This window comes from Acinetobacter sp. ABJ-A23_2 (assembly GCF_044538765.1).
Classification (GTDB): domain Bacteria; phylum Pseudomonadota; class Gammaproteobacteria; order Pseudomonadales; family Moraxellaceae; genus Acinetobacter; species Acinetobacter nosocomialis_A.
Genome location: NZ_JBIUCP010000005.1, coordinates 61,507 through 73,977, shown reverse-complemented (window position 1 = coordinate 73,977; position 12,471 = coordinate 61,507). Strand labels below are relative to the sequence as shown.

Genomic DNA, 12,471 nt, shown 5'->3' with positions numbered 1-12,471 from the left:
GCCTAACGGTTGATTAGGCGAAACTTTCTTTCCAGAAACAAAGCATAGCAACATGCGATAAACCGAAAACAAAGCAAAATCGAATTAACGACGTAGACCTAAAGCACCGATCAAAGCAGTGTAACGCTCGTGGTCTTTACCATTTAAGTAGTCAAGTAATTTACGACGTTGGTTAACCATACGGATCAAACCGCGACGGCTATGGTGGTCGTGTTTGTGAGCTTTAAAGTGACCTTGTAAATCATTGATTTGAGCAGTCAATAAAGCTACTTGTACTTCTGGTGAACCAGTGTCGTTTTCAGCGCGAGCAAATTTAGCAATGATCTCTGCGCGGTCTGCATTAGTTAAAGCCATTCGATTTCTCCGAGATGCTTAAAAAATAAAATGATATGAATCAGTTGAGCGCAACTGACTGCCGTGCATCACTACAGCAAGTTGCCTATTTTAAGGTATCTATATATGGATTGCAAAATTGTTTTCAGTTACCTGTCATTTTAGACACTGACATCAGTCTCTTAACCCTGCACACTTGGCCTTCAATAAAAAGAAAGAAACGCGAGGGACGTGTGAAAATATTTTCGACCAACACCTGTCCAGTACCAGACGAGATTGGATCGGTCATTCATCACAAAGATGAGGTACCTGCTGAACAAGGTGGAATGAATGAACGTCAGGTTCAAAAGATCTGGAAAAGTATTGAGTCACTCTATAAAACTGGGAACTATCCACTCATTACTTTTTGTTTACGTAGACAGGGGAAAATTTTATTAAATCGAAGCATTGGCTATGCTCAAGGCAACTCTCCAGAAGGTTTGCAAAATAATGCAATCATCGCAACGCCGGATACTCCGGTTTGCTTATTTTCAGCATCCAAAATGATTACTGCCATGTTGATACATCTTTTAGATGAAAAAGGTGAAATCAACTTACTTGACCCCGTCAGTTATTACATTCCTGAATATGGTGTAAATGGGAAGCGCCGTGCGACGATCTTTCATTTATTAGCACATCGGGGAGGCATTCCTTACGTTGATGGAGAAGTCACTCCTGAACTGCTTTTCGATAAAGATGAAATTTTAAAGCGCTTATATGCAGCAAGACCCGTTTCTCCAGCAGGCAATCACCTTGCTTATCATGCTGTAACCGCAGGTTATATTTTAGGTGAAATTATTGAACGAGTCACAGGACAAGACCTTCGCCAATTTGTGCATGAGACCATCGAGAGACCGATGGATATGCCTTATTTCAACTATGGTTTGAAACCAGAATATCGCTCCAAAGTCGCACTCAATTGTGCAACAGGTTTACATCCTCGCTTAGGAACAGATCATTATCTCAATCATGTACTAGGTGGTGGCTTACAACTCGCTGTAGATGTGACCAATGATAGCCGTTTTATGGATACCATCTGCCCTGCCGGCAACATTTATACCAGTGCTGAACAAGCCGGACGCTTCTTTGAAATGCTTTTAAGTGGGGGAAGCTACCAAGGCAAGCAAATTTTAAGTGAAAAAACAATTTTTAGAGCAACCCTCCCCACCACAGGAGTTAATATTGACCGAACCTTATTAATACCGATGCGTTATGCACTAGGTCCCATGCTCGGTAGCAATCCAGTAGGTTTATTTGGTCCAATGACGGGACAAGCTTTTGGTCATCTCGGTTTCTCTAATATTTTATGTTGGGCCGACCCAGAGCGCGATATTAGCGTTTCACTGTTAACCACTGGAAAATCTGTAGTGGGCACTCATCTCCCTGCTCTAGCTAACTTGCTCTATCAAATTTCTAGCCAATGCCCACGAATTCCTAGAGATCAGCGTCGTTCATTGTTTGGTAGCGATTCACATGAAACAGATCTAGTCTAAATAGTTATAACTTAGCGATAAAATAAAAAACCCAAGCATTTCTGCTTGGGTTTTTGGCGCTGTAGTTCTTGTTTATCGTGTTTATCTCTGTTTTTCTTGTTATATGTGAGATGCTTTCTGCATCTTTCTTCTTGTTTTATTCACTTCCGTTGTTTTTATTTCTATTTCCTTATGTGATGTATTTTGTCATATCCAATTATGAAGAAAAGTAGTATTTTTCTTATCATCATGTAAGCAAAAACGTACAGGTCTGTCTAATATTTAGCGTTTATCTGTAACAGCTAAATAACGTACGGTTCTGTATAACATTTAACTTAACAATTCACGCGAAAAATGACTATTTGAAACTCATATTACAAATAAATATATTAATATGTTCGAGTTAAATGATTGATAATCAGAAGAAGAAATAGCGTGATACAAACAAAGATTTATTTAATTTATTTGACGTGATAAAAACTCAAAATATAAAAAAGCCCTGTAGTCTCTCCCAAAACTACAAGGCTTAGCGGCTGTAAGTTTCCTCTTTATTCACCTACATCATTGTAAGTTCGCAGTCTCTCGACTTAAGTTATTATTATTGTGCGATTTTGCCCGACATTCCTTGCCAAGCTCGTTGTGCGTTTATAATCTCAAAAACAGGGTGTGTTCTCTAGCAGCAAATATCTCGAATCCATGTAAGCTTTTTCTTACACGGGCAAAAATATTAAGTTTGACTTAACGAACTAACCGATTAACTTTTTCAACTAAACCGCTTTTCCTGGTCGTACGAACTGTAAAAGATTGTAGTAAAGCCTCTGGATGAACCAAAAGACTTACTACCTTCTTCGCTCGTGTAATCGCTGTATAAATTAGCTCTTGGCTTAACAAATTCTTGGCGGCCTGATCGAGAACAACAGCAGTATGTGTAAATTCAGACCCTTGCGATTTGTGAATGGTTAAGGCAAATGCACTTTGAATACTTTTAGGTAATCGGTTTGCGGCAACCCACTTATTTAAACTTGGGAAATACACTTCAAACTGCTGAGGCTGGGTTCTATGTTCAAAACATAGACCAATGTCACCATTTGAAATGCCGAGCTGGTAATCGTTATAAGTCATCATGACAGGACGGCCTACATACCATCCTCCTAAAGTCACAATACCTAGCTGTTGCTGTAACCAGCGTTCGGCATATTGATTAAGTTGCTGTAAGCCAAATGGTCCATGACGTACGGCGGTTAAAATACGGTAGTCATCGAATGACTTAACAATATTTTCAATATGCTCAATTGAACGATCATCTTGTAAATAAGCTTTTAGGCTTTGCACATAGCCTTGAAAACCCACCATCAACTTTTGGTAGTAAGTTTCTAACTCTATAGGTGACTCTTCTGGCAAATATTCAAGCTGAACCACATCGGACATATCAGCTTCTAAAGGAATTGAACGTAACTCTGAAACCTGAACAATATCGATTTCAAATTGTTGTAAAACTTGTTCATGATTGATCTGACTAGTCTGCATTTGAATAAATCGGGCAACCTGACCAATCAAAGCCCCCTCCACAAAACGGCGGCTGGTTTGAAGGTGAACACGGTTTTCAGACAAAGCCTCGATTTGCTGTAAATCTGCAAGTACCGCTCCGACGTCTACAGAAGCAAGCTGGTTGGCATCGCCTAATAAAATAATTCGGCAAGACTCAGGAACCGCTTCAAATAATAACGTTGCCAGATTTAAATCCAGCATAGAGGCTTCATCTACCACAATAACGTCATAAGGCAAAGGCTGTTTTTGATTAAACCGGGGAGTTTGACTATGCCCCATACCTAATAATCGATGGATAGTTTGGGTATTTTGGTTTCTTAGCTCATCACTTATTAATCCCGACTCAAGCAGTTTGGGATCATTAAACGAGTTTTGTAAGGCTTCTTGCATACGCTGTGCAGCTTTTCCCGTCGGAGCAGCCATCGCCACACGGATATGCGGAATTGCCTGACTAAGCACAGCAATAATACGAGCGAGCGTATAGGTCTTACCTGTACCCGGTCCACCTGTAATAATACTTAAGCTCTGCCGAGTCACCATTTGCAAAGCAGCTTGCTGATGAGGATCAGTTAATAAGTCTAAATGCTCTTCACATGAAACAGGTTGAATTGGTTGTTGCTTTAATCGGCGAATTTGCTCAGCTAGACGTTGCTCTAGGTTCCAATATCGGTATAATGCCAACCCCTGCCCGTCGTGGACACAAGGGACAACTTGAGACTTAGCTTGTTCAGCAGATATCACCAGTTGGCCAAGTGTTTCTATTTGCTCTGGGCTAATCTCAATACAACTGTCACCCTGCAAGCTCGCTTCAATTAGCTGCTGCAAAAAATAAGCTGCCTCTGGAGCTTGTGTCTGTGCAGTAAACGGGGCTTGATTTAGAAAGGTACTCCAAGTCGTTAACCAGCTTAAATCGCTTTGTTCAGGGCTATTTAGATTGTCCACACACTTATCCACCTAGTTTTCCACACGCTTGTCCACATGGTTATAGACAGGCTTATCCACACCCCAAGTATTTGTTAATTCTAAAATTAGATCATTTATCAGCATTTTTTATGCAATTTTATCCTCAGCAAAGTACCCTAAAATAGCATCGAGTCGTAGAACAAATTCTGTACTTGGCTGCCAATAATAATAACCTTGCTCAGCTTCGCCATTCATACCGCGTAAGTAAAGATAAGTTGCCCCACCTAAGTGTTGTTCAATATCATAATTCTGCATTTTGACTTTTAAATAACGATGTAACGCAACCAAATACAGGCCTGCTTGTAGCCAATAGCTGGCTAAAGACATACTTTGTGCAATACTTTCTACACTGTAATCAGCAAGGTTTTCACCCAAGTAGTTACTCTTATAGTCAGCAATGTGATAACGCTGTCCATCAAAATAAACCAAGTCTATCGAACCATTTAAATAGCGTGCGGAACGAGCCTCTAATAACTCAGGCATTTCCATGCCATATTCAGCAAACAGCTGCTGAATACGTTTCATGGCTAACACACGATCTGACAGGGCCAAATAAAAAGGACACTCTGATAAATAGTGCTCTGGCTGTAACTGATTTAGGCGAAAACCTTGATATAACGGCGTGCTTAAAATCTCTTGCAACCATTCGGCTACAGCGTGATAAAGCGAATATTCCGCTTCTTGTTCTTCGGGAAAGCTTTCTTGGTATTTGATTAATAAATCTTGCCACAAACTACTGTAGTCATTTTTAAAACGACGGCGTATTTCACTTACCCACTCATCTGAACATTGAAAATCAATATGCTCAAAAATTTCATGTAAGAAATTACCTGCGAGCGTCCCTCTCGGAAAATTGCTTTTGATCCAGCTAATGGGTTGTGCTGCGGGCGCCTCAACAGAAATAACCTGATCGAGTTCATCTTCGGCTAAAACAGCTTCATGGCTCTGACTCGCGAGTAAATCTGTACCTACTTTATGTCTTAAATGCTGTGCCAGATAACTAAAACTGGTTTTGCCTCTCGAATAAAAGCGCTGATCAGGAAAATGCTGCGCCTGTATCTCAATAATATTGATGTGTTGATTTAAATGTCTTGCAGCAGGTGGTTGCTCCAAAATTATTTCATCGGTACAACAACGGTGCTGGAATGGTTCCGCTCTGTTTTTCCAAAATGCCAAACCTGAAACAGACTTGCCATCTGTATCTTGTAAGAGCGCATAAACACGATGACTTGCCCGGGTTAAAGCAACGTACCATAGACGGTTTTGTTCCGCCAAAGCCCGTTCTTCATGCTGCTTCAGCTCGATTTCGTTTAAATATGTTTTATCGGCAATCGCAACAACACGTTGTGTTAGGGTTTGAGCCGACTCCGGAACCGTTATATCTTGGGTCGAGAAGTTAAGTGTTTTGTTATTTTCCCGAAATGGCTTGTCGGCCCCGAGCAAAAAGACAATTTTAAACTCAAGACCTTTTGACTGGTGAATGGTCATGAGCTGTACGCCAGCTTCACTCGACAATCTACGCTCTAACTCCCATTCACGATCAAGCGGTGATTGTAATTGCTTGAGATACCAGTGATAGAGATTTTGCGCGCCCTGATATTTCTCGCTATGTTGGCTCAAAATTTCGGTCAAATGACGCAAGTTCACCACAACCCGCTCATTATCTTTACTCTGGACAGCAACCAGATTTTTCCAAATGCCAAATTGGTTTAAACATTGCTGCCATGCCACTAAAAAGCCCTGAGCTGACCACAATTCCCGAATAGCATCAAAACCCGTCATAAACTGGCTTAAACCTTCGGCCGTTTGTTCGAGTTGCAACAGCTGTTTAAGGTCCATAGCAAATAAACGGCTAATCAAAGCTCGTTTCACTTTGGCCTCATCGTAAGGATGAAGAATTGCAGTGAGTAAGGCCCCAACATCCTGAGCAATTGTGCAATCAAAAACACTTCGTTTTGATGGCCGATTAACTCGTATTCCTAAACGTTCTAATTCAAATTGAACTTTATCAAGACCATCATGATTACGTGATAAGACCGCAATATCATCTTCATTTAAAGCTTGGATCTGAGTATCTTTTTGAAGATATAACTGCCCAGTATGTGACTGGTTGAGTAAATCCCGAATCTTCCACGCAACTTGCTGTGCTTCCGTTTCTTTGTCTTTAAGCATGAGCCAACGTAAAGGATACGGATTAGGCTGATTTTGATCGATTAAAACCGGATGAGGTCGAGTCCCTGCCCGAATCGGGTCATATTGAACCTCTTCGCCGAAATCAATTTGTCGTTGAAATAAGGCATCGACTACTTCAACCAGATCTGCAACAGAACGATGGTTATGAATTAACTTATATTCGCGGCCATGCTTTGCCTGAATATCTTTATAGGCATTTAAAAAGGTGAGCATATCCCCACCACGGAAACCGTAAATTGCCTGCTTACGGTCACCTACCATAATCATGCAACCTTTTTGGTAACGCTCTGGATGGCGCCAAATGCTAGCGAGCATATCGTCTTGGTCTTGGTTGGTGTCTTGAAACTCATCAACCAAAATTAAGGGATATCGAGCCTGCACAAATACGGCGAAACGTTGCCCCTGCTCGCCCTTTAAAGCTTCTGACAAAGTGCGAATTTGCTGAGAAAAAGTCGTCTCGCCCTTGTTTTGTAAAACCTGCGGTAAGCGTTTTTTAACCTCTACACACAAATAAGCTTTTAAATAAATATGAAGCTGATCGAACTGTTCAGCATAGTTTTTCAGTACACCAAATAACTGCTGAATCTGCTGAATACAAGGATGCTGATAAAATCCATCCGAAATTTCGGCGGGACATTTCTTGAAAACTTTCTGATCGGCAAGTTGGCCTAAAAACTTAAAAACGAGTTCTCGTTGTACTGTCAAAGACCCATCAAAAACTAAAATACTGTCGCTTTGGGTTAGAACTTGCAAAAGCTGCGGTAAGCACTCGCTAAATAATTTATTAAACGCCCCATTACGAAATATTGTGCCGCTGACATGTTTATAGTGTTCGCCATCAAGTGAGTAATACGGTTCTAGAAGACTAATATCAATTTCTGTTGCCAACTGTTTGAGCTGCGTAAGTTGTTCAAACTGAATGGTAGGCTTTTCGGGAAGCTTAAAATGAGCCGAACTAAAATTCAGTGAGTCTTCGACCAGTTTGACAAAACTATCGACACTCTTTAACTCACCTGCCAGATACAACGCATCAATCACAGTCTGAGGTTGAGACTGTATCCATTCACGTAAAACATCATGAATCAGTTGTCGGCTATAGGTTTTGGCATCATCAGTAATTTGAGCACGTTCAATTTTGCCACTCTCAAAAGCAAACTCACGTAACAGCTTTTGGCTAAAGCTATCGAGTGTCCCGACAAACAACTCATCCAACTGATCGATCACGAGCTTTAAACGTTCACAGGCATAGGCAATACGTGTCGCAAAATGCTTGAGAACATGTTGAAGTAATAAGTCAGATTCTTGCTCGGCCTGTAAAAGAATCTCTTTTTCGGTCAGGCTCCGCTTGGCATCTAAATAACGGTGGGTTTCGACCAAACGCGCACGAATTCGGCTTTTTAACTCAGCCGCAGCAGCACGGGTAAAGGTAGTCGCAATCACTTGGCCCGGTAAATATTTCTCAAGAAAAATACGCACCATTAAACTCGACAGCGTATAGGTTTTCCCTGTGCCCGCCGAAGCTTCAATTAAATGCAATCCGCTAAATTCAATATCAATAATAGGTTGATAAGACACCTGTACTCTTGAGTTCATGCCTTACTCCGAATGTTGAAATTGAAAAACCGGATGATACAGGTCATAGGCAAACTCATCACAAGCATGTTGAAGCAATGCTTGTGCATCTTGTTCTTGCAAAATGAAACGCCAGTCCTTATGCAACTTACACGCTTCATTTTGTGTCATATCGATAGCGGTAAATGACCCTGTTTCATTCCAGTATTTTAACAGCTCGGCATAACTCTTCTCATCCAGTTTTATTTTTTCTGTCGGATTTGTTGTTTCCCACTGATATACCTTGGCTTTTTCCAGAGGCTTTAGCATTAAAGCTGCTGGTAGCACCAGTGGTTGCTGTTGAGCATAACGCCAGATCTTAAACCACGGTTGTAAATACTGCCGAGCTTGCACCGAACTAATACCTTTACAGATTACGGTTTGATCACTAAAAACCACTATACGGCGTCTTTCAGCTCCTGCACTTCCCTCATTTAAATAGGCCAACCAAAGCAGGTACTCTAACCAGACTTTTGCACGTCTTTTTGCCCGAGCACTTGATGCTTCCATGCTGACCCAATCCTGAGTTTCAGACTTTGGCACCGTAATATTCATATGCAGCTGTTTGGCAATTCGCCAGCTTCGCTGAGTGGTTTGCGTGACTGCTGGTGCATAATGATGAAGACGCTCAAGCAAACATTCCTGTTCAAAAATACCCTGTTGCCAAGCACTATATTGAACTTTGCCTACAGGTAATTGATCAAGTAGAGCTTCGGGCTGCGCCTGTTGTTCATTTTGCTGTAAAAAATGTCGAATGGTATAACGGCCTAAACCATCTAAAAGCAAAGGTTCGTTCTGATCTAACTCCCCCACACTTCCTAAATTTTCGACACCCAAGGTTTTTAAATAGAGGCGTGCCGGGAAAGTAACATCTTGTATCCACTGATGGCTATCTAAAACCAGTATTTCAGGTATTTCTAAAGGATAAGATGTATTCGCCCAAGGCTTAAGAACACCGGAAGCTTGCTGAATTTGCATTGCCACATTAAACCAATGATCTTGGTAGCGAATGTAGCTGTTCTCGGCCATAAAACCTTTCGGGTCAAACGGCTGTAAATAATGTAAATGGTAGAGTTGTTTTAATTGAGACGGAATTTCAATACCTTCAATCACTTCTCGATCGGGTGCATCTGGCTCCGGTTTTACAATAAGCGCAAGATGTTCACGGAACTCTTGAAGAATACTTGAAGGGTCTCTCACTTCACCGTCATTGACGTCAAAGCCGTTATAAAACAGCCATAAGTTTTCTTGGGCTAAAAGCAAGGCATCTAAGAAAGCACCTTGGTCATCCTCAAGACGGGAACGGTCACCTAGTTGTTGACGTAAGGCATCCATCAAATCAAATGGTACATGCGTATCACGATTTGGAAACTGCCCTGCATCCAAGTTCAACATCACAATTAAGCGATAAGGTAAAGGACGAATTTGTCCAATCTGAGCAAAGGTAATCTGTCCTGTCGGTTCAGCTTGTGCCGTCTGGTTTTCTAAAGTTCGCTGAATCTCATCGAGGATATAAGGCAAAGGCAAGGTGATTTTACGTAAGGTACCTGTTTCTGCCTCGGCATAGTAACTCGCAAGCGTTAACATACGCTCTTGTTTTTTCACAATTTCCCGAGCAGTTTTTAAAGCAGCAACACCGGCCTGTTCAAACTCGACAATATCTTGTGACAACACTTGTAGCCAGTATTCTACAGTATGAACTTTTCTTTGCTCATGCATAATGAGCCAGTCACGGCGCTCATTTAAATCTTGATAAATCTGAATGAGCGTACCAATGAGCTCAAAATCGCCCGGTTGAACCTTAGCGTAACTGAGTACCTGATTAAATGTAGCATGTTCGGGAATTGCAATACCGAGTGCTAACCGCTCTAAAGCAAATTTAAAACTATACCGATAATCATCATCACCGTCACATAAGCTACGTTTCAGATGCTCTGCATCAAGACCACGTTTAAACCCTGCATCGGCCAGTAATGCCAAAACTCGCTCTACTTGAGCATATTCAAGTGCATAGCGCTGCTGCGTCGCATGTAAACCAAGCCAGTCAGCGAAATCATCAAAGCTAAATCGCCCTTGCATAAGGTGAATTCGGCCAATTACGGCACGCCATGCATTGAGTGCATCGAGTGACGCAATACCAGCAATTTTTACGGGTAAATGGACACCTTGCTCGGTTGCTGTAGCAGGAAAAACACTTCGTATTAAAGGCTCAACTTCTGCCAAATTAGGTACTAAAACCAGAATATCATTTGGACGACGCGGCTGTTCATGTGGTTTAGCCAACCAGCCAATCAATTGCTCTTTCAATACTTCAAGTTGGCGCAATGTTGAATGGCAAACATGAATTTGAATGGAGTCATCGTTCGGTGCAAGTTCGTATTGTTTAGGCTGTGGTTCCACCAAATGCAAAATATCTGACTGAACTTTGCCAAGTAGACTCTCAGGAAAATCATCTACAAAGGCATCCACCCATTTACCTTCTTCACCTGTAGACAAGTTCGAAAGTAATGAGAAGTGGTCGCGGGCTTGTTTGCCCAGTCTTGTTAAAAGCGGATGCCTTGACTCACGTGCCTCAGCATTAAAGTTAAGCGTAAATTTATCAAAGAAATCGGCAATTTCAGCATCGGACGCTTGAGGATTTTTCGCAATAAAACGCTCTTTCACACCTAAGTCATAACGTTGTTTCCACAGGGGATCGACACTATCGGCCCAATATTCCTGTGAAGGGTTATAGTGCAAAATCAAAACATCAATGTATTGCCCTAAACGGCGCAAAAACTGAAGCTGGCTAGGCGGTAAATCCAGCAAAGTAAAAACGACAATTTGCTCCGGCAAACGAGACAGTGCTTTCTTCTGGCGTTCAGGATGGTCTAATTCCTGCCAAAACAGCTCGTCAATTTGCTGCATTTGTATAAAATCATCATGAAAATGCTGCTGCCATAACCAGCGCTGCCAACGCTCTAACTCTTGTGTTTGCTGCAAAGTAAATGCAGAAATTTCTTTATCTTTCTGCGCAATATACTTTTCGATATCCAGCGCTCGGCCTTGTCCCCACGCTGCTAACCAGTTATTTGGACAAGTACAGGTATTTTCACAACCACGTTGGCACTGTCCCCGATAGACCATGTAGTTACTAAATAAATCGGCAACCTGCTCGGCAACCCAATACAACATTTTTTGTTTTTTTAGCTGTTTCTCAATTCCTTGTTCAAGCCGATCTGCACTGTCGTAAATACGCTGAACAATAGAGTGCAATGGATGGGAGTCATCTATACTCATTTCATCAGGCTGAATAAACTCTTGTAATGCCTGATGTACACGCCATTTAAAAATCAAGCGTGGAATATTGGCCTTACGAACCTGTTCCTTATGCGCTGTGAGGACCTGTTGATAGGCATACCACTGAAAACCGCGCACACGTTGATGGAACTGGTAATTGGCGCTCATTCCTTGTTGTTCTGCAAGTTTTTGTATCAGCCATTGTTCTACCGCAGGACTTGGCACAATAAAATGCTGGGCTTTCAAAACCTGTAAAGGATGCGTTGAAGGTTGGGACGTAGATGCGAGTACGCCCTGCAACAACACATCAATACGTTGACTTTGAATAACATGGATGCCCATTTATTTCATATCCTACTCGCATAATTTATGCACAAAATCATAAACATTCATTACTATACAACTGAATCTGACTATGTCACGTTGGTTTAAACACAGCATAATCTAACTTTAGGTGTCACTTGCCTTGTGTTTGGAAGGCACCCTTAAGGAACCCATTACAGGTAAACATTATGAAAATTGATAACATTCCTGACTATATTGATCCTAGCCTAAATCTGGAACAAATTCGCGATGAGTGCCACGAGCTCATTCAAAAAAGAGCTTACGTCTCTGCTGGTGCAGCAATTGTACCCATTCCTTTTTTTGACGTGGTAGTAGATTTGGGAATTTTGTCACAGCTTATTCCCGATATTAATTCCCGCTTTGGTTTAGCACCTGAACATGTCAGCGTCTATGATCCAAAAACAAAAACCATTCATTGGGATGAATTGCGTAAACGTGGCTTTCAATTTTCAGGTTTTGTGGTCGCGCGTACCACCGTTAAAAAAACGTTTAATGGTTTCTTTGGAAAAATTGTCACCAAGCAAGTGACTAAATTTATACCATTAGGCGGGCAAATTGTTGCAGCAGGTTTAGGCTATTTTATGATGAAGAAAATAGCCCAAACACATCTTACTGACAGCTACAATCTTGCTAAACGTATTCAACAAAAAAGTCGTGGCACGGTTGTAAACTAAAATCAAATTCACGG

Annotated in this window: 6 protein-coding genes; 2 read left to right on the top strand and 4 right to left on the bottom strand. The window is 41.4% G+C overall.

Translation table 11 applies throughout. The features are described from left to right. Positions 1-84 precede the first annotated feature (84 nt). On the bottom strand, positions 85-354 hold the full coding sequence (gene rpsO / locus ACH63V_RS03210; RefSeq protein WP_001229357.1) for a 30S ribosomal protein S15: 270 nt from the start codon (positions 352-354) through the stop codon (positions 85-87). A gap of 212 nt (positions 355-566) precedes the next feature. Here rpsO and ACH63V_RS03205 point away from each other — a divergent pair, with 212 nt between their 5' ends. After that, on the top strand, positions 567-1,865 hold the full coding sequence (locus ACH63V_RS03205) for a serine hydrolase domain-containing protein (RefSeq protein WP_311070286.1): 1,299 nt from the start codon (positions 567-569) through the stop codon (positions 1,863-1,865). A 717-nt stretch (positions 1,866-2,582) separates the two neighbouring features. Here the strand turns inward: ACH63V_RS03205 and recD are convergent. The 3 genes from recD to ACH63V_RS03190 all read right to left on the bottom strand — a co-directional run bounded on the left by recD (position 2,583) and on the right by ACH63V_RS03190 (position 11,780). Next, positions 2,583-4,334 (bottom strand): exodeoxyribonuclease V subunit alpha, encoded by a 1,752-nt coding sequence (gene recD, locus ACH63V_RS03200; RefSeq protein WP_396462707.1) that lies wholly within the window; start codon positions 4,332-4,334, stop codon positions 2,583-2,585. Positions 4,335-4,442: 108 nt separating this feature from the next. Next, a complete protein-coding gene (locus ACH63V_RS03195) occupies positions 4,443-8,141 on the bottom strand; it encodes a UvrD-helicase domain-containing protein (protein WP_396462705.1) in 3,699 nt (1,232 codons plus the stop codon). A gap of 3 nt (positions 8,142-8,144) precedes the next feature. Then, positions 8,145-11,780: an exodeoxyribonuclease V subunit gamma gene (locus ACH63V_RS03190; RefSeq protein ID WP_396462703.1), complete on the bottom strand. Its 3,636-nt coding sequence runs from the start codon at positions 11,778-11,780 to the stop codon at positions 8,145-8,147. Between the two features lie 170 nt (positions 11,781-11,950). Between ACH63V_RS03190 and ACH63V_RS03185 the strand changes: the two genes are divergently transcribed. Then, complete coding sequence (locus ACH63V_RS03185; protein WP_263612819.1) at positions 11,951-12,457, top strand: hypothetical protein; 507 nt, start codon at positions 11,951-11,953, stop codon at positions 12,455-12,457. The last annotated feature ends 14 nt before the right edge of the window (positions 12,458-12,471 follow it).

Bases quoted from the DNA above. Each gene is read 5' to 3' on its own strand.
- rpsO (WP_001229357.1), bottom strand. From the start codon at position 354: ATGGCTTTAACTAATGCAGACCGCGCAGAGATCATTGCTAAATTTGCT.
- ACH63V_RS03195 (WP_396462705.1), bottom strand. From the start codon at position 8,141: ATGAACTCAAGAGTACAGGTGTCTTATCAACCTATTATTGATATTGAA.
- ACH63V_RS03190 (WP_396462703.1), bottom strand. From the start codon at position 11,780: ATGGGCATCCATGTTATTCAAAGTCAACGTATTGATGTGTTGTTGCAG.
- ACH63V_RS03185 (WP_263612819.1), top strand. From the start codon at position 11,951: ATGAAAATTGATAACATTCCTGACTATATTGATCCTAGCCTAAATCTG.